At 40.7% G+C, this 19,211-nt stretch carries 19 protein-coding genes; 14 read left to right on the top strand and 5 right to left on the bottom strand.

The genetic code is table 11. The features are described 5' to 3' along the window. Window positions 1-36 precede the first annotated feature (36 nt). Window positions 37-771: a DUF881 domain-containing protein gene (locus ACYQ1I_RS16765; RefSeq protein ID WP_459767360.1), complete on the top strand. Its 735-nt coding sequence runs from the start codon at window positions 37-39 to the stop codon at window positions 769-771. A gap of 58 nt (window positions 772-829) precedes the next feature. Here ACYQ1I_RS16765 and ACYQ1I_RS16760 read toward each other — a convergent pair whose 3' ends face one another. Continuing rightward, complete coding sequence (locus ACYQ1I_RS16760) at window positions 830-1,282, bottom strand: threonine/serine exporter family protein (protein WP_459767358.1); 453 nt, start codon at window positions 1,280-1,282, stop codon at window positions 830-832. Next, entirely contained in the window at window positions 1,279-2,070 is a 792-nt protein-coding gene (locus ACYQ1I_RS16755) for a threonine/serine exporter family protein (protein ID WP_459767356.1), read from the bottom strand. The genes ACYQ1I_RS16760 and ACYQ1I_RS16755 overlap by 4 nt, the downstream gene beginning before the upstream one ends. 194 nt (window positions 2,071-2,264) lie before the next feature. Here ACYQ1I_RS16755 and ACYQ1I_RS16750 point away from each other — a divergent pair, with 194 nt between their 5' ends. The 10 genes from ACYQ1I_RS16750 to ACYQ1I_RS16705 all read left to right on the top strand — a co-directional run bounded on the left by ACYQ1I_RS16750 (window position 2,265) and on the right by ACYQ1I_RS16705 (window position 14,273). Then, a complete protein-coding gene (locus ACYQ1I_RS16750; protein WP_459767354.1) occupies window positions 2,265-3,497 on the top strand; it encodes a serine hydroxymethyltransferase in 1,233 nt (410 codons plus the stop codon). 162 nt (window positions 3,498-3,659) lie between these two features. Beyond that, window positions 3,660-5,066 carry a sigma-54 interaction domain-containing protein gene (locus ACYQ1I_RS16745; RefSeq protein ID WP_459767353.1) on the top strand — a complete coding sequence of 469 codons (1,407 nt, stop codon included), beginning with the start codon at window positions 3,660-3,662 and terminating at the stop codon, window positions 5,064-5,066. 287 nt (window positions 5,067-5,353) lie between these two features. Then, complete coding sequence (ord, locus tag ACYQ1I_RS16740; protein WP_459767351.1) at window positions 5,354-6,406, top strand: 2,4-diaminopentanoate dehydrogenase; 1,053 nt, start codon at window positions 5,354-5,356, stop codon at window positions 6,404-6,406. 3 nt (window positions 6,407-6,409) lie between these two features. Beyond that, entirely contained in the window at window positions 6,410-6,718 is a 309-nt protein-coding gene (gene ortA, locus ACYQ1I_RS16735) for a 2-amino-4-oxopentanoate thiolase subunit OrtA (RefSeq protein ID WP_459767350.1), read from the top strand. After that, complete coding sequence (gene ortB / locus ACYQ1I_RS16730; protein WP_459767348.1) at window positions 6,711-8,132, top strand: 2-amino-4-oxopentanoate thiolase subunit OrtB; 1,422 nt, start codon at window positions 6,711-6,713, stop codon at window positions 8,130-8,132. The genes ortA and ortB overlap by 8 nt, the downstream gene beginning before the upstream one ends. Before the next feature lie 26 nt (window positions 8,133-8,158). Then, window positions 8,159-8,524, top strand: coding sequence for an ornithine aminomutase subunit alpha (locus ACYQ1I_RS16725; protein WP_459767346.1), 366 nt, complete (start codon window positions 8,159-8,161; stop codon window positions 8,522-8,524). After that, window positions 8,524-10,734, top strand: a complete 2,211-nt coding sequence (gene oraE, locus ACYQ1I_RS16720; RefSeq protein ID WP_459767344.1) for a D-ornithine 4,5-aminomutase subunit OraE — start codon at window positions 8,524-8,526, stop codon at window positions 10,732-10,734. Before ACYQ1I_RS16725 ends, oraE begins: the two co-directional genes overlap by 1 nt. Further along, window positions 10,724-12,079: a GlmL-related ornithine degradation protein gene (locus tag ACYQ1I_RS16715; protein ID WP_459767343.1), complete on the top strand. Its 1,356-nt coding sequence runs from the start codon at window positions 10,724-10,726 to the stop codon at window positions 12,077-12,079. The genes oraE and ACYQ1I_RS16715 overlap by 11 nt, the downstream gene beginning before the upstream one ends. Before the next feature lie 16 nt (window positions 12,080-12,095). Continuing rightward, on the top strand, window positions 12,096-13,166 hold the full coding sequence (gene orr / locus ACYQ1I_RS16710) for an ornithine racemase Orr (RefSeq protein WP_459767342.1): 1,071 nt from the start codon (window positions 12,096-12,098) through the stop codon (window positions 13,164-13,166). 66 nt (window positions 13,167-13,232) lie between these two features. Beyond that, window positions 13,233-14,273, top strand: a complete 1,041-nt coding sequence (locus ACYQ1I_RS16705) for a GNAT family N-acetyltransferase (protein WP_459767340.1) — start codon at window positions 13,233-13,235, stop codon at window positions 14,271-14,273. Window positions 14,274-14,321: 48 nt separating this feature from the next. Here the strand turns inward: ACYQ1I_RS16705 and ACYQ1I_RS16700 are convergent, their stop codons facing one another. Together ACYQ1I_RS16700 and ACYQ1I_RS16695 are read right to left on the bottom strand one after the other, a co-directional pair. Next, on the bottom strand, window positions 14,322-14,726 hold the full coding sequence (locus ACYQ1I_RS16700) for a hypothetical protein (RefSeq protein ID WP_459767338.1): 405 nt from the start codon (window positions 14,724-14,726) through the stop codon (window positions 14,322-14,324). Continuing rightward, a complete protein-coding gene (locus ACYQ1I_RS16695; protein WP_459767337.1) occupies window positions 14,674-15,756 on the bottom strand; it encodes a hypothetical protein in 1,083 nt (360 codons plus the stop codon). The genes ACYQ1I_RS16700 and ACYQ1I_RS16695 overlap by 53 nt, the downstream gene beginning before the upstream one ends. Window positions 15,757-15,909: 153 nt before the next feature. On the opposite strand from ACYQ1I_RS16695, the gene ACYQ1I_RS16690 reads away from it, so the two are divergent. From ACYQ1I_RS16690 to ACYQ1I_RS16680, 3 genes are all read left to right on the top strand, one after another. Further along, window positions 15,910-16,833, top strand: coding sequence for a hypothetical protein (locus ACYQ1I_RS16690; RefSeq protein ID WP_459767336.1), 924 nt, complete (start codon window positions 15,910-15,912; stop codon window positions 16,831-16,833). Between the two features lie 489 nt (window positions 16,834-17,322). Beyond that, complete coding sequence (locus ACYQ1I_RS16685; protein WP_459767335.1) at window positions 17,323-17,568, top strand: hypothetical protein; 246 nt, start codon at window positions 17,323-17,325, stop codon at window positions 17,566-17,568. Window positions 17,569-17,714: 146 nt separating this feature from the next. Further along, entirely contained in the window at window positions 17,715-17,921 is a 207-nt protein-coding gene (locus tag ACYQ1I_RS16680) for a hypothetical protein (protein WP_459767333.1), read from the top strand. Window positions 17,922-18,351: 430 nt separating this feature from the next. Here ACYQ1I_RS16680 and ACYQ1I_RS16675 read toward each other — a convergent pair whose 3' ends face one another. Next, window positions 18,352-19,200, bottom strand: a complete 849-nt coding sequence (locus ACYQ1I_RS16675) for a hypothetical protein (RefSeq protein WP_459767332.1) — start codon at window positions 19,198-19,200, stop codon at window positions 18,352-18,354. Window positions 19,201-19,211: the final 11 nt, after the last annotated feature.

The following is a 19,211-nucleotide window of genomic DNA, read 5'->3' as shown; positions in this document are numbered from 1 at the left end:
GGGAAAATGCAGCATTTTTTGTGGAGGGAAATTAACTTGAAGGGGAAATATATGATTGCCTTAGTCGTTATGGTATTAAGCTTTACCATTACAATACAGGCTAAAAATAATTCTGTTTTGGGGACAGCTGCCACCGATCCCCACAAAAGGATCAGCAATGCCAGGGAGCTAAGACGTGCCAGAAATGAATACGATCAACTGATGGAAAAGCTCAATCAATTGGAGGCCAGGTTAAGGGACTATCAATTCCAGGATGCCAGTGATTTGAGTGCTGCCAATAATCTGTCGGCAGATCTATATCAATATCAAATACTATCAGGCTTTAGGGCTGTCGAAGGGCCGGGGGTAACGGTAACCCTCAGGGAATCACCCTATTATCTAGAAACAGGGGAGGCCAGCAGCTTTATTATGTATAACTATGATTTAATTGTTGCCCTGGTAAATGAATTGAATTCTGCCGGTGCCGAAGCAATTGCCATCAACGGTTTGAGATACACCGCCAATACAGAAATATATTATACCTCAAATCAACTTTTGGTAGACAATACGCCTATTAGTGGGCCTATTGTCATTGATGCCATCGGAAACCCCCAAACTATGGAATCGGTTCTAAACATGAGATTTCGTGTAGCTTGGCATCTTAAGGAAAATAAAAATATACATTTAGAAATCACAACCAGAGATCAACTCCTTATCCCTGGGAAGGAGGATTTACCCGATTATCAATATCAATATGCAAAACCCTTGATGGAGTCAGAGGGTATCGAATAAAAAACATAAAAGATTGCTGAAATACTTTAGTATTTTGCAATCTTTTTTCTTTGAGAATTTATTTTGTTAAAAGCCGCCTTTGGGTATATTTCCTTCTAAGGGAGTTTAAAGATAATACAATGGTCAGGGCCCCTGCGATGACAACGGCAATCATCAGGGCTTCACTGCCGTGATTGGCTGCCCCCGTGTAATCCTTCTCTATAATTGTAAGCATCGTGTAGTATAGCTTATAGCCCGGTACCAGGGGAATGATCGCTGGTATAATATAGACTGTAATGGGATTTTTATAATAAATTGCCAATACCTCGCTGATTAAGCCAACACATAGGGAGGCAAAAAAAGTTGAAAGCACTGATGAATTTGAAAGCTGGAAGCTAATTATATATACAGACCACCCAAGGCCCCCTGCCAAGGCCGATTTAAAGAGAGATGAACGGGGAGCGTTGAATAATACCGCAAAGCCAAGGGCACACATAAAAGCATAAACAAAATGCTTAAAAACCAGAATCATAATAATGTTCCTCCTGTCAAGTAAATCCAGGTCTGTAGTGTAAAACCTACACCAAAGGCAATGGAAACCGCAATCAGTAAAGCCTCTGTTCCCCTTGCCAGACCTGAAACTAAATCTCCAGCTATAGTATCACGCAGTGCATTGGTAATGGCTACCCCGGGTACCATGGTCATAATTGCACCGATTATGACCATATCAACGCTGATCTGGGGATGAATATAGGAAAATAATATGGCACATGCAGCCGCTATGAAACCCCCGATAATGTTTGTTAGAAATAAATTTAAATCAGCCTTTACAAGTTTTAAAGTAACCAGGGTAGTTAAAACACTGGTAATTAGGGCAGCAGAAAATTCAAAGAGATTTGCTTCAAAAAGCAATGCAATAAAGGCACTGGCAATGCCGCCAAAAATTGCCTTGGTTTTCATTGGGAAGGGGGGAAGGTTTTCTATGGCCTTAAGCTGCATCATGGCCTCCTCCAATGACATAGATGATCCCACAAACTTCCTGGAAAAGTTATTAACCTCAGCAATCTTGTTTAAATTAATGCTTCTTGAGGTAATACGCTTTACATAAGAGATCATTTCATTATGATCTTCCCCCTCGTTATCAACGGAAATAATAATTCCAGTAGGGGTTACGTAGGACTCCACATAGGAGAAATTTCTTGATTTACATAATCTTATTATTGTATCCTCAACCCGATAGGTTTCAGCACCATTTTTTAACATAATTTCTCCGGCATAAAGGGCCATCACCAATAGACGTTTACGATTTACCTGTATCATGATATAACACCTCCAAAATAGTATTATTATACCAAATTTAAGAGGATATAGTAAGGGATAAATCAAAAATTAATTGTTTCATTTTTGATAACCTTTGGCATCAAAGAGAAAACGACTTTATCTTGTAAAATACTATCATTAATTTTATAATTAAATTGTATATAAAAATCGGTAAGCTGAAGGGAGAAATGCAAATGAACTTCGAAATGTTAAAAGAGACCGACCCAGAAATTTACGAGACAATTTTAAGAGAAACAAGGCGTCAGCGGGAAAAAATTGAGCTGATAGCTTCAGAAAATTTTGTCTCTGAAGCAGTGATGGAGGCCATGGGAAGTCAATTAACAAATAAATATGCAGAGGGGTACCCAGGAAAAAGGTACTATGGTGGATGTGAAGAGGTGGATGTGGCAGAGGATCTCGCCCGGGATCGACTTAAACAGCTATTTAAGGCTGACCATGCCAATGTACAGCCCCATTCCGGTGCTAATGCAAATTTAGGTGTGTATTTTGCAATCCTTCAGCCAGGAGATACGGTTCTGGGAATGAATTTATCCCATGGAGGCCACTTAACCCATGGAAGTCCGGTCAATATTTCTGGCACCTATTATAACTTCGTAGCCTATGGAGTTGATGAAAAAACCCATACAATTAACTATGAAGAGGTAAGACGAATCGCTAAAGAAACCAAACCAAAGCTGATTGTGGCTGGGGCCAGTGCTTATCCTAGAACCATAGACTTTAAACGCTTTAGAGAAATTGCCGATGAGGTCGGAGCCTATTTAATGGTTGATATGGCCCATATTGCCGGGTTGGTGGCAACAGGCCTGCATCCAAACCCCTGTGAATGGGCCGACTTCGTTACCACAACAACCCATAAAACCCTTAGGGGGCCAAGGGGCGGCGCTATTCTCTGTAAAGAAAAATATGCTAAGATGATTGATAAGGCCATTTTCCCAGGAATACAAGGAGGGCCATTAATGCATGTCATCGCGGCCAAGGCCGTTTCCTTTAAGGAAGCCCTAAGCCCGGAATTTAAGGAATATCAACAACAGGTAGTAAAAAATGCAAAAAGACTGGGAGAAGAATTAACTAAAAGAGGCTTTAATCTGGTTTCTGAAGGAACAGACAACCATTTGCTATTAATTGATTTGAGGAATAAGAATATTACCGGAAAGGATGCAGAACGGCTATTGGATGATATTGGAATCACAGTCAATAAAAATACGATTCCCTTTGATCCCCAAAGCCCTTTTGTGACCAGCGGTATCAGAATAGGAACCCCTGCAGTTACCACCAGGGGAATGAAAGAGGAGGATATGGCCAGTATTGCCACAATTATCGCCACAATTATTGATCATCCCGATAAAACCCAAGAGGCAAGGGCCATGGTAAAGGGGCTTTGCAAGCAATTCAAACTATACGAATAATAAGCAGTAATATTATCATTGATCCTTATTTAAAAGAGAGGGCCGGCACCTATTCTATGATTCCTTTGGTGCCGGCACTGCTGGTTTTTATGAGCTATGGCTTCAATCCCTCCTTAAAAGCTGATATACTGTAAATAAAACACGGTTTGGAGGTATGATACCTTGATTTCCAAGAAAATGACAATGGCAATACTGCAAAGTATTTTGCACTACCTTGAGGAAGGAATTCATGTGATTGATGCCGAGGGCCGAACAATTTATTATAATCAAGCGATGGCCGAATTAGAGGGCATGGAAATACATGATGTTATGGGAAAAAGGATGCTAGATGTTTTCCCTTCCTTAAATCATAATACCAGTACCTTGATTCGGGCCCTGGCATCAGATCAAATTATAGAAAATCAAAGTCAGACCTATTTAAATAATCGTGGCAAGGAAGTGACCACCTTAAATACCACCATCCCCCTTATCGACAGGGGAGAGCATATTGGGGCCCTTGAAATCGCTAAAAACGTAACGGAAATAAAAAATCTTTCAGATGAAATTTTAAAGCTTAGGCAGCGATTAGCTCCACCAAGCTCCTCTGGCAGAGGGGAAATTAAAAAATATACCTTTGAAACATTAAAGGGAAAAAGTCCTTCCTTTATGAAGGCCCTTAGGCAGGCTAGAAGTGCTGCTGCCACCAGTTCCAGCGTTCTAATTTATGGTGAAACCGGTACAGGAAAGGAGCTTTTTGCTCAAGGTATTCATTATAGTGGGGTAAGAAAGGGTAGACCCTTCTTGGCTCAAAATTGTGCCGCTCTGCCTGAAACACTCCTGGAAGGGATATTGTTTGGTACTGCAAAGGGAGGCTTTACAGGGGCCATAGATAGACCAGGAATTTTTGAGCAGGCCCATGGCGGTACCATATTACTGGATGAAATTAATTCCATGGGGCTACAGCTTCAGGCAAAGCTGCTAAGGGTGCTGCAGGAGGGATACGTAAGAAGGGTAGGCGGATTAAAGGATATTCCCATTGATGTACGGATTATCGCTACCACCAATGAAGCGCCTTTGAGGGCCATTGAAAGGGGAAACCTAAGAAAAGATCTGTATTATAGGCTTAATGTGGTGAATATTACCATACCAAGTTTAAGAGAGCGTACAGAGGATATTTTACTACTGGCCGACTATTTCATCAATCGATATAATAAGAGTTTGGGCAAGGAGGTTTGGATGCTTTCTACCGAAGCCAGTGAGTGTTTTTTAAGCTATTCCTGGCCAGGAAATGTGAGGGAGCTGGAAAATGTAATAGAGGGTGCCATGAACATGATTCATGAAGAGCACATTATTAAACCAGAACATCTGCCGGAGCAAATTTTGGCCGAATCCATTGAATGCCAAAACGCTGACATACAGCAGCTATTTAATCAATTGGGGACAATTGGTTTAGATGAGGCGCTTGAGGCATTGGAACAAAAAATGATAGAATCGGCCCTTGAAAAAAATAAAGGAAATATTTCCCGTGCAGCGAAGGAGCTTGGAATTAAGCGTCAAACCCTACAGCACAAGATTAAAAAATATAATTAAAGTGCAAGAATATTTGCCTATAATGCAAATGTTTTTGCACTTTTTTATTTTTTTAAAATCTAATCAAAAGTAGCAAGGAATAACTATACATTTAAAGGAAAATTTGTATGATTACAAGTTTTTTAATGATGCTGGTATTTATTCAACAACCTGATTGAAATTAACTGACAAAACAAATGAATAATTAGAAAAGATAAATTAATGAATATTAGAAGCAATCAAACGATAATTGTGGCAAGATAATTGCAGTAGAAATAAATAACTTTAAATAAAATGGAGGGAATAAAATGGAAAATGTTAAGGTTATTATTTGGGGCTTTGGTGCCATGGGCAGTGGAATGGCCAAAATGCTGTTAAAAAAGAAGGGAGTGGAAATTGTAGGGGTCTGTGATCGTGCAGAAGCCCGTATCGGAAAGGATATTTATGAGGTATTGGAGGTGGAAAGGTTAGATAGGAAGCCCGTAATCATTACTGACAACATAGATGAAATTGCCAAACCAGGCTTTGCAGATATCGCCCTGGTGGCGACGGATTCCTTTACACGTCATACCTTTGACAAAATTAAAAAGTTGGTGGAGCAAAAAATAAATGTGATCTCTACAGCCGAAGAAATGGCCTTTCCCCAGGCCCAGGAGCCTGAGCTGGCAAAGGAGATGGACCAGCTGGCCAGGGAAAATGGTGTATCAATCCTTGGAACAGGTATTAATCCCGGTTTTGTCTTAGACTTACTTATTCTAGCCCTCACAGGAACCTGTGAGGAGGTTGATTTTATTAAAGCCGCCAGAATTAACGATCTATCTCCCTTTGGTCATGCGGTTATGGAAGAACAGGGAGTGGGTCTATCGGTTGAAGCCTTTAAGGATGGAGTAGCCAATGGTAAGGTAGCTGGTCACGTGGGCTTTCCTGAATCCATTGGAATGATCGCCCAGGGAATCGGCTGGAAGATCGATAAAATCCAGCAAACCAGGGAGCCTATCGTGACAAATGTCCCCCGTCAAACCCAGTATGCCAAGGTGGAGGCCGGTAATGTGGCGGGCTGCCGTCAATGCGGCTATGGTTATCAGGGCGAGGAAGTTAAAATTGATATGGAACATCCACAGCAGATCCTGCCAGAAAAGGAAGGGGTCGATACGGGGGATTACATCTGGATTAAGGGGACACCGAACATAAATCTTCAAATTAAACCTGAAATCCCCGGAGGTATCGGAACTATAGCCATGTGTGTCAATATGATTCCCCATGTGATCAATGCGACACCAGGGTTGAAAACGATGCTTGATTTACCAGTACCAAGGGCAATTATGGGGGATATGAGAGAGTTAATACAAAGGCAGGGATAAAAAATGATGATAAAAAAGGGTGCGTGGGTAAGAATCCATGAAATTATATTAAAGCCAGAGGAGAGATCAGGTAACCTTCCCCAGGATACAAAGCAGGTTCCACTGGAAATGTGGGTGAAGGGATTTTTGGAGGAGCCGGCCGCCGTGGGGGACTTAGTGAAGGTTAGAACGATTACAGGCCGGCAGGTGGCTGGTAGACTCATTGAAGTAAATCCCTTTTATGACCATGACTTTGGTAAATTTGTACCTGAATTGCTTGAAATCGGAATTCAATTAAGGGGAATGCTATGGGAAGGTGACCAAAATGAGTAAAGAGATAAGCTATGAAGCCGTCATGGGAAGACGGGGAGATATAATGAAAAGGGCTGTGGGAATCGACTTCAGTGTTTTTGAATATGACACCATTGCCTTTGATTATGAAAGAATGATGCGAGAAACCGGCTATACTCTTCAGGAAATGCAAAAAATTCAAGGAGAAACGGGAGTGGGCAATACACCGCTACTGGAGCTGAAAAATTTAACCCAGTTGGCCAGAAGGCTCTCCCCCAAGGGAAGGGGAGCCAGAATCTTTATTAAAGATGAAGCGGCCAATCCTTCCGGTAGCTTTAAAGCTCGTCGAGCCGCCAATGCTGTTTATCATGCTAAAAAACTGGGGTATAAAGGGGTAATTGCTGCCACCAGCGGTAATTACGGTGCAGCGGTGGCCAGTCAGGCTGCCATGCATGGCTTAAGAAGCATTATTGTTCAGGAGTGCTATGACAGTCATGGTAAGGGACAGCCTGAAATTATTGAAAAAGCCAGAAAATGTGAGGCCTATGGGGCCGAAGTGGTTCAGTTAACCGTAGGTCCTGAGCTATTTTACGTATTTTTAAGGCTTTTGGAGGAAACTGGGTTTTTCAATGCCTCCCTCTATACACCCTTTGGCATTGCCGGAGTAGAAACCCTAGGGTACGAATTGGCCGTGCAGCTTAGGGAGCGAGAGGGAAGGGACCCCGATGTGGTGGTCTGTACCAATGCAGGGGGCGGAAACCTGACGGGAACTGCCAGGGGGCTTCTAAAGGCTGGAGCAGAAAAGACAGAAATCGTCGGGGCCAGCGTAAATTTAAAGGGGCTTCATATGGCCAGTGATTACGATTTCAATCGAAAATCCTTTACAACAGGCCATACGGGCTTTGGAATTCCTTTCTCCACATGGCCCGATCGGTCAGACGTACCCCGATCTGCCGCAAGGCCCCTGCGGTATATGGATCGATACCTGCTGGTGAACCAAGGGGAGGTCTTTTATATGACAGAAGCCCTGGCCCAATTGGAAGGGCTGGAACGTGGACCCGCAGGCAACACCTCCTTGGCAGCGGCCTTTAGCCTGGCCCAGGAGCTTGACCAGGATCAGATTATTGTGGTTCAGGAAACAGAATATACGGGGGCGGGGAAACATATACAGCCTCAATTGTCCTTTGCCAGAGAGAATGGTGTTGAAATCAGCCTTGGTAACCCTGAAGAGGAAGTACCGGGTAAAAGTATTATTTTACCGGCCCATCCAGGTTTGCTAAAGGCCCGGGAGCTGGATATGAATCAGCTTAGAAAATCCTATCTTAAAAACTGTATAGAACAAAATCAGCTCAAAGAGATAACCAAAGGGGATCTTGACTTTTTGATTATTGACAGTAAATCAGATGAAGCTTTGGTATTGGAAGTGTTGTCGAAGAATGAAGTGGTGGTTAAATAAACCAGAATAACAACGGAGGTGTCGTAATGAAGCGAGGGGATGACTTTCAAAGCAGAAGAAGCCATCTGGCTAATCTCAGTGAAGCGGAGCTGGAAAAGAGGTTTTGGCAGCTGGCAGAGGAAATTGTAAATCCAATGATTGAACTGGCCTATCGGCATACCAGTCCTTCCATTGAACGTTCTATTTTAATGAGAATGGGCTTCTCCAGTATAGAAGCCAAGGCCATTGTAGAGGGCGTTATGGATCGGGGCCTGATGGGAAAGGGAGCAGGTCATGTGGTGTATCGGCTGGCCAGGGAAAAGGCCATGGAAATTCGAGCTGCAGGCCTGGAATTGGCCCAGGGAAGATTGTGGGATGAAGCCTGCACCCTATTTAAAGGAGGTGCCCGGTAATGGAGCTAAAGCACAATGAGAAGCTTGATATAAAAAATCTACTGAAGGATTTAGAAAACTACCGACCCAAACGAAGGGGCTGGGTATGGCGAAAGCATGAAACAAATCAAGAAATGGGGCCCTTTGTCTACCAAAATACCTCAGAGCCTTTAAAAAGTAGTGTCCCGCTGCCGTCAGCCAAATATTTTGGTGATATTGACCCTCAGCCCGATGAGGTCATTACAACCGAGATAGCTTCAGGACGTTTTGAGGATGATATTAGGAGAATGAGGATGGCCGCATGGCATGGGGCTGATCATATTATGGTAATTCGAACCGCCGGCCAAAGCCATTTTGATGGTTTAATAGAGGGTACTCCCCAGGGAATCGGAGGAATTCCCATTACCAGAAAGCAGGTTCGTGCCCAGCGAAAGGCCCTGGATTTGATTGAAGAGGAGGTTGGCAGGCCCATTAACTATCATTCCTATATCAGTGGTGTGGCTGGCCCAGAGATTGCTGTCATGTTTGCGGAAGAAGGGGTTAATGGCGCCCATCAAGACCCACAGTACAATGTACTGTATCGTAATATCAATATGATACGATCCTTTGTTGATGCCGCTGAGGCTAAAAGGGTAATGGTCTGGGCAGATATAGCTCAAATAGATGGGGCCCATAACGCCAATGCCACCGCCCGTGAAGCCTGGAAGGTAATGCCTGAGCTAATGGTGCAGCATGCGATTAACTCGGTATATTCAGCCAAGGTGGGTATGAAAAAGGAAAATATCTGTTTATCGACTGTACCCCCGACAGCCCCCCCGGCTCCATGCTTAACCCTTGACCTTCCCTATGCTGTTGCCCTGAGGGAACTCTTTAGGGAATACAAAATGCGGGCTCAAATGAATACTAAATATATGGAATCATCGACTCGAGAAGCCACTGTAACCCATGTTTTGAATCTTCTGGTATCAAGGCTGACCAGGGCCGATATTCAGTCCACCATTACTCCCGATGAAGGAAGAAATGTACCATGGCATATTTACAACATGGAGGCCATCGATACAGCCAAGCAGGCCCTGGTGGGGATGGATGGTCTGATGGAAATGATTTCTCTGAAGGAGGCCGGACCCCTGCGGGAAAAGGCTAGAGAATTAAAGGAAAGGGCAGTGCTTTTTATGGAAGAGGTTCTGGCCGCCGGAGGCTATTTTAAGGCGGTTGAAGAGGGCTTTTTTGTAGATTCCGGCCATTACCCCGAAAGAAACGGTGACGGGATCGCAAGAAAAATCGATGCTGGAATAGGAGCGGGAACAATTTATGAGCGGGATGAAGATTATTTTGCCCCGGTATCGGCCCACTTTGGATACAATAATAAAGCCCAGTATGGATTAACAGAACAGGATGAGCCGTCAAAGGTAATTGATGGCTGTACCTTTGAGCGACCGGAAAAAATTCCTTATATTGATGAGCTGGATGACAGTGATAATGTAAATGTCAGATTAGAAGAAACCAGAGAATTAAGGGAATCCAGCAAAATAAAGCCAGAGGTAGAATGGGCAGGGGACGGCTATGTGATGTTAAACCTCTTTTTACCAGTGGAAAAACGAACTGCTGAATTTGCCGCCATAGAAATGGCTAAAAAAATGGGACTGGAGGATGTAGAGGTCATTCATCGTGAGGTAATGCACCCTTCAGAAGGGACCCGGATTGAATTGAAGGGAAGAGTGCCCTTTACCATTGATACAGCCAGCCTGGTGATTCCCCCTGAGCCTGTTGAAATGTCAGAGGATGAAATACGGACAGCTATTGAAAATGAACCGATGAAGGTTGTGGCGGGAACCGTTGGCGAGGATGAACATTCCGTAGGCTTAAGGGAGATTATTGATATTAAGCATGGTGGAATTGAAAAATATGGAATTGAATGTCATTACTTAGGTACCTCGGTTCCAATTGAAAAGCTGGTGGATGCAGCCATTGAATTAAATGCCGATGCAATATTGGCTTCTACCATCATTAGTCATGACGATGTTCACTATAAAAACATGAAAAAAATCCATGAATTGGCCATTGAAAAGGGGATTCGAGAAAGGATTATTATTGCCTGCGGCGGTACCCAGGTAACTCCGGAGCTGGCTGTTGAGCAGGGGGTTGACGGAGGCTTTGGTCGAGGAACGAAGGGGAGCCACGTGGCCAGTTTCCTTGTAAAAAGAAGAAGGGAAATAAAAAATGAAAATTGATGTTTTAGTAGCAGAGATTGGCAGTACAACCACAGTGGTAAATGGATTTATGGGAATTCATGGCCCTGAACCGAAGTTTATCGGTCAGGGCCAGGCCCCAACCACCGTCCTGGAAGGGGATGTTACTGTCGGTTTAAAGGGGGCCATTGAAGATTTAAGGCAAGGCCTTAAGGTTGATACCATTGATTATAATGAAATGCTGGCCACCAGCAGTGCTGCCGGAGGACTAAAGATGACTGTCCATGGGCTGGTTTATGATATGACCGTCAGGGCAGCCAAGGAGGCCGCTTTGGGGGCAGGAGCCCTGATTCATCAGATTACCGGGGGAAGGCTGAAAAGAACGGATTTAAAGAAGTTGTTGGAAATTAACCCCAATATTATTTTAATAGCGGGAGGGGTCGATTATGGAGAAAGGGAAACGGCCCTTTACAATGCAGAAAAGATTGCTTCATTAGCCTTAAAGATTCCTGTAATTTATGCTGGGAATATCGAAAATCAAGAGGAAATACGGGAAATTTTTATGGAAACCGGTCAGCAGCTCTACTGCGTAGAAAATGTTTACCCAAAGATTGATTTATTGAATATTGAGCCCACTCGGGCCGTCATTCAAGAGGTATTTGAAGCTCACATTGTTCATGCCCCGGGAATGGCCAAGGTTCGAGAAATGGTAAAGGGCCCCATTATCCCCACTCCGGGAGCCGTCATGGAGGCTTCAAAGCTATTGAAGGAACGAATTGGTGATTTAATCACCTTCGATGTGGGGGGAGCTACGACGGATTTACACTCTGTGACCGAAGGCAGCGAGGAAATCAATCGAATTTTAATTAGTCCTGAACCCCTGGCAAAAAGAACGGTAGAAGGAGACCTGGGGGTTTTTGTAAATATGAACAATATTGTAGAGCGGATCGGGAGAGATAGGCTTCAGCAGGAGCTGGGCTTCGACTTAGAGGGTGTTATGACTGAATACAGGGCGATTCCCAAGTCTGAAGAGGAAATAAAATTTGTAGAACGACTTACCCAAGAAGCGGTAGAAACAGCCCTTCAGCGGCATGGCGGTAAAATCAGGAATTTATATGGTCCTGGGGGAAAAACCACGATAGCAGAAGGGAAAGATCTGTCTAATGTCAAATATATAATAGGAACAGGCGGAGCCCTGACCAGATTGCCCAGGGGTAAAGAAATACTGACACAACTAGTAAAGAAAAAGAGACAAAACCACATGTATCCTACAGAAGAAGCAAGGGTTTTAATAGATCAGCATTATATCATGGCTTCTCTGGGGGTTTTGGCCAAGGCCTATCCTGATCCCGCCTTTAGTCTGTTAAAGAACAGTCTGGGGCTTTAAAACGGGAGTGAGTAAAGTGAATCCACGAATAAACATTAACTTAAGAAAGCTTCAGCATAATGCTGCCACCATGGTAAAGCTGTGTAATCAGTTTGATATCCAAGTGGCTGCCGTTACAAAGGGGGTATGTGCCCATCCAAGGATTGCTGCTGCCTTAGCAGCTGGTGGGGTCCAATATTTGGCTGATTCGAGAATCGAGAATTTTTATAGGCTTCAGGAGCTTCCGGCGGAAAAGATTTTCCTCAGGCTGCCGATGGTTAGCCAGGCCCTGGAGGTGGTAAAATATTCAGATATCAGCTTGAATTCGGAATTAAAAACTATTAAGGCCCTTAACCGGGCCGCTGAGGATCTGGGGAAGGGCCACCGTATTATCATTATGATCGATTTGGGGGATCTTAGGGAAGGTATATTCCATGAGGAGGAGCTAAGGGAGCTTCTTAAGGAAATTAAGTCTTTAAGGCATATTCAAGTGGCCGGTGTGGGGACCAATTTAACCTGTTTCGGAGGGGTAATTCCCGATGAGGTCAACTTAGGGCGGCTGATCGACCTTTCCAGGGTGGCAGAGTCGGTTTTGGGGTACCCGATGGAAATTATCAGTGGAGGTAATTCCAGTAGTATTCATTTGCTGCTGGAAAACCGAGTGCCAAAGGGAATCAATCAATTAAGGCTGGGAGAGGCAATTTTGTTAGGAACTGAAAGTGCCCGGGGAAATTCAATTCAGGATACCTATCAGGATGCTTTGCAATTGGTGGCGGAAATTATAGAAATTAAAGAGAAGCCTTCGGTTCCTATCGGAGTGATCGGCAGGGATGCCTTTGGAAATATTCCTGTGTTCGAGGAGCGGGGTACCTTGAAGCGGGCCATATTGGCCGTTGGAAAGCAGGATACTGCCACCCATCCGGTCTATCCCCTGGATACTTCTATCCAGGTATTGGGGGGCAGCAGTGATCATTTAATTATTGATTTAACCCATTGCCGGCATCCCTATGGGGTGGGGGATGAGGTTGTATTTAACTTGAGCTATGGAGCCATGCTAGCTCTAATGACCAGTGAATATATTACTAAACATTTTATTGAATCAGTTTAGGAACCCTTAAAATTGAATATTTTTTCCCTTTCTGCAATAATCATTTATTGAGGAGGGAAAAAGGCTATGAAGCTAATGTTAGAATTGTCTGATCAAGCCTATGAAATAGTTCATGCCCTTGCAGAGGCTGAAGGTTTAACGGTAGAGGTATATCTTACCAGAGCGATTGAGGGGGGGAGGCTTCAAGGAGAGGAAGCCTTTAGAAGGTTTATGATTATGGAGCTGAAGGGCCTGCTTGAAAAAATTGAGCAGAGAAAAGGGTATTTTAAAAACAATAACAAGCAGAGAGGCCTTCGATTCATTGCCCATAATCAAATCAAAAAGGGAGTCCCCCCTGAAATAGAAAAAATGATAAAGGATTATCAGAAACGAGACTGGCTTGAAGGGGATCATTTTTATCTCATCATGGAAGAAAATCGTTTGGCGGGATATGCAGGCTTTAGTAGCCATAGTGAGGCAATGCCCTATGGAAGCTATTTGTTTATCTATGATCTGTATGTTATGCCGGCTTACCAGCATAAGGCCGGTTTAACTCAGCTTGCCGCCGCACTACAGGCCCTGGTTAAAAAAAATGCCTATCAGTGTATAGATATCAGCAGCCTTTCAACAAATTTAGAGGAGCATCATCTGTCCTTAATGGGTTTTTTACCCTTTGAGCAAACAGTAGTGTTAAAAGGAACCATTCAGCCTGGCAAAACAGCGATTAAGCCAAATGCCCTTAAGAAGGTGTCATTACCTAAAAACTGGATGGCCTTTGAAGACAGCCTAAGCCTTGGCAGATCCTATCCGATAGATTATTGGGTAAAAAAATACCAACGAGATAAGAAAGCAATCAGCTTAAGAGCCTATACCATGGAAAAATCCAAACTGATATTAGCCAGGGAGGAAAAAGAGGAAGGCAAAGCCATAAAGTATACTGTTTTTGTGGAAGCCAACAGACTTTTTGATCAGGCCTATCTGGATTTGTTAAAAAAGAACTTAGTTTCCCTATTGTCTAGGGAAGCCAAGGAGCGGATAATTCAAATTCAATTGCCACAGGAAATGGATTTTCAGCTAGAAAATCAAGAAATTAGAAAAGTTGGCTGGTATCGAAAAATCATTCATTAGCAATAAAAAGCTTTAAAGGAGCAGCGTTGGCTGCTCCTTTTTGTAAGCTTAAAGTATTGCCAGAATCAGCAAAATAAAATATAGCGTCTGAATGTAGTCTTGGTTTTTTTTCAGGTCGTCCTTCAGGGTTTCATTTTCTCTGGCTAATCGCTGAATTTCACTATTTAAACTATCTACTTGGTTGATTTCCTCCTTTAGGACCTCATACCTTCTGAGCTTTTCCTCAAGATCCTTAACTATATTTTTGGAATTTAAAAGCTCGTATTCCATGGTCATAAGCTGTGTTTCAGAATGACTCAATTGTGTCCTTAAGCTCTGAAGCTCCTGGGACTCTACAATGGTGCGTTCAACTACCGGATGTATTTTTCCCTTGACGTCAGGTGAAGGAGCATCAGCAGCCTTATTGGTCTCCTTCGGTATGAAGTTGTGATTTATCAACTGATATTTCATCATAATCCATGTCACCTCCCAAGCCTAAAAACTGAATTCCCGGATACAGGGTACCGTATAAAAATTGTCCCTTGATTTCCTTTTCCTCAGCTAAATTGCTAATATAACGATAGCGTTTAAAATGTTTCAATTTACTTCCTTTAATATTTTCAGGTTTAGACCAGGTTTTCCCATTATCCATTGATATGGCCCTGGTCAGATGATTAAATTGAATCCAAATAAGGTAGAGCTGATTTTGCAACAGAATCAGTTGGGGAAAGGAGCAGTTTAAGGGTTTAGAAAGGGTTTTTCTTTGGGTTTGGGTTTTAATGGAGTCAGATTCCATACGGAGGTATTGAACAGATAGGGTATCCTGTTCATAATCACTCCAGGTTAGGTGCAGGGTTCCACGCTGATCCATCAGGCAATCCATGTAGAGCTTTGTACTTTTGATATCTGTCAGCTGCTTTGGTTTAAACCAGCTATTTTCTGAAATATCATAGCCGGTAAAATAAATCTGCTCGTGTCTTCCTACAAGGGAGCTATAAAACAGGAGCAAAGGACTATTCTCTTTTCCATTCGTCAATAAATTTATCGGGTTGACATATTTATTAAAGCTCAAATCAGTAATGTTGCTTTTAACCCACTCATCTGTATCTGCCTTTAAAAGATAATGATAAAGGGTTGTTTTTTTGCCGTGATTTAGCATAAAAACAAGATGGGTTTGTCCGAGGATAGATTTAATTCTGCAGCTAAGAACTTTTTCTGATAACGGATGCTGAAATACCTCCTTGCTTTTCCACGTACCCTTAAAAAGCCAATGGTAATAGACAAAACCGTTGGTATGGCAGCTTACCGCATGAATGCTGTCATCCGGGGCTAAATCGACATCAAAGCTATGGCAGGCCATGGAAAAAACCTGGTTTTTTTCAGCCCATTGGCGATTTTCATTGGATGAAATGTAGTATAAGTCCTTATGTTGATCTAAATAAAGGTTATATCTTTTTGCTTTCGTGGTTTGTAATAAATACTCATGTCTACCAATTAAGGGCATAGAATCACTTCCTATTAGATTTTAGTAAAATATATGCAATTTCAAAATAAAAATTACTGATAACTAGCACCTAAAAAGCGACCGATACATATTTTACATTAAGCGAAGATGTAGATAAACAAAATAATTTTAATAAAGAAGGAGTTGAGTTTAATGTCTTGCAGAAACAATACAGATGCAGTTGTCCAATCAATAGATGATAAATGTTGTGTAGCTGATACCGGTTGTTATTTTGACGGCTGTCTGGACAAAATTGTTGGTGAATGTATTTTTGTTGACAAGGTTTATGATTCTGTAACCTTTAATCTCTCAGGACTACAGCCTGCTTCCAAGGTTTGCTTTAGCAATCTGCCCGCATCAAAATGCGGTCCTAAATCTAGAATTGTCAGAGTGCTGGATATAAGAAGCAGAAAGTTTTTTAATCCTAACAACATTAACGATCCTAAGAATCTAACCATTACTCCCAAAACCACCTTGTCGGGAGCACAATTTGTTACCGATGAAAGGGGTAATCCGGTTGTCGTACCTGGGCCGGCTGGTTTACTACAATATCTTATTTATACCGACACTGAAGAATGTGACGAAGAAGGTCTGGGAACACCTATCTTTGGTTCTCAGGAAATTACCGTTACCGGATCAGTATTAGTGGAAATTGATGTAGAATTCATCGACGCCTTGGGAAATACGCAAACAGCTACATTAACTGGAAGGGTACCGGTTAAACAAGTCTTAACAAACTTCTTTGAGCTTTGTATGCCTTCAGTATTCGATTCTTCATTCCTGCCTCAGTTTACAGAGTTTTGTAATATTTTATTCCGGGCCAGACTCGCTACCCAGAGTATTACAAGAGATATTAGCTTTAATCCTGTTACCGGTGAAGTACAGGTTAACCTGATTTTGGCCCTGTGCCTTACCTGTGAAAAGAAAATTAAGGTGCCTGTACAGCTATGTGTACTCAGTACAGGATTCTGTAAGCAAACGCCAAGGGAAAGACCGATTTGCGGAGATGAATTCCCACCATTATTCCCGCCGCAGGTCAATGAACCCTTTGTATCGATCAATAGAGAACAAGATTAACTATTATTATTCAAATCTGGTATCTTGGGATGCCAGATTTTTTTGTTTAAAAGAGCAGTCCTACGTAACATTGAACATAGAAAACAAAAGGAGGCCTACCATAAAAGGAGAAGGTAATTTAAAGATAGATATAAATTAATAAATCAAAGCTGAGGGCATTATAAATTGCTTGTAAAATTAAACCATAGAATGATATAATTAAAAATATGTAGGTAAAATAGGTAAAAAGTGATGATGTTTGCTAGTTTTGTATATGCTAATCAAACCTATTACCTCTAAAATTCTGGAAGTATGTGGTAGTAGGTTACGAGTAACAAATTTAATTATAATAACATTAAGACGGATTATGTCTTAGTATTTTTAGGAATTGGATGCTAATTTGGCGAATTGATTTTATATTTCTTAGTCATTAAAAAGAACAGAAGAAAAAGTATAAATACTTAAATAACATTTTATTTTAATTAAAGTAACGCTATATTAGATTATCAAATGTTAGATGGTCAATACTTAAAAAAGTTTGGGGGAGGTATTTTGCTTAAGCTGCTTAGTAGTATAACAAGTTTATTGGTAATTTTCTTTATAGCTAAAGGATTTATTAATTCTAAGAGTAGTGAGAACAAAAAAAAATCTGATAAGAAATGGGTAGATGTAATATTTATTCAATATTTATTAATATTCGTTTTAGGAATATTAGGCATTTTTTTTCTAATATTTCAATTGGTGAAAAATCAATAAAAAAATAATTGACGGGGAAGGTATTCTTTTATATAAAGAATTTGTTATTAATCTCTATATAATATATTTTACATAGAAAGAGTATTTAAAATAAAAATAATGGCAAGTTGAACATAATATAGCTTGATAAAGGAGGAGACTACTTTATGCATTTGATTGGATTAGCTGCAGCTATTGTTGCCTTTATAATATATTCTTATTATTCATATAAGACATCTGAAAACGATAAAGAACGGAAAAAGATAAAAAGAAGTATGATTACTATAGGGGGGGTTTGGATTTTTTTGTTATTCTTACTTAGCATACCCATTTTATTTATAATTATTGTAGGAAAACTTCAAGGTAATTACTAAAAAATGGATGAAATACTGTTCATACATTTTTCGATTACGAGTTGTTATGTCATATGTATGAAGGTTTTATTGATGAAATAATGGTGATTAAGGAGACGTCAGGCCAATGTCATAAAGCCTTCTTTGATAGTTCTTTTAAATATATTTGTAAATCTCCTGTTGTTATTAAAATCACCTCCAGTGATAAATTTCTATTAATACTTTTTTTAGTACTGTACTCATAGAAAATACTCCTTCCTGGTTTAATTTTTATTAGTTAATTATTACCAGAAAAGAGTATTTATTTCACTTAAGTCCAGATTATTTTACACTACCTTTCGAAAAATAAATCGTGTTCAAATCCCATTTTATATAAATATATACATATAAAACTACTGCAACAATGCTACAATGATAATTTTCGTTATTAAAACTTAGACCCTTTTATATACTATATTAAATCTTTAATTTGTTTAAAAATAGCATTACAATTATGAACATTAGCTGATACTACTGCCCCTTTCACTGCAAATGACGAATATGGAATTGCAACGTCAGTAAATGCAAATAGTAAATCAAGAAATGCAGCTTCATAATCGCTAGCATAAAAACTTTGGATACTATTTGCCAATCCAACGGATGTAAGTGCAACAAATGATTGAATCGCAGATAAACTCTTTGTTGTGCCAGCTAACGTCATTGCTTCAGATAAATCAAAATTAAAGTTAGTACCGAAAGTATCAGCATTTTTAACATTATACTTAAAGTCCTCACCTTTATTAATAATATATCTATCTGATGAATTGGAATATAAAAGTCCTCCAGAATATAAACTATCATTTTTTATTGATAAGTCAAGATAAACAAGATGATTTGATGAAGTTACCACATCTCTTCTTTTAAAAATATAGGTACCAAATATGCTACTTCTAAATGTTTCTTCAAATTCTTCCTCTATCGATGTAGGTGTAATAATATTGGAATTGTCTTCAATAGTACTTAAATCTATCTCTATTCGACTATTTGTTATTTTACGAAAAATACCATTGGCTTTTTCTTCTCTTATTAACTTATTGTTTATTTTATCAAATATTGTTACTATTATTCTGCCGTCTGCAGTTGTTCTTTCAACAACTTTTTCATTTCCATTATCGACAACAACCCTTATAATACCCTTATCACCTGCTATTGAATAGCTATAAGTTTCTAAATTATCATTACTTGCAAACGTTGGTAAAATACTAACTAGTAATAATATAACTGTTAATATTGATATACTAGCTTTATTTGTTTTTTTCATTTAAAATTCTC

The organism is Alkaliphilus crotonatoxidans (assembly GCF_054658015.1).
Note: the sequence above shows the minus strand (reverse complement) of the source record. Positions and strands in the feature narration are given on the sequence as shown.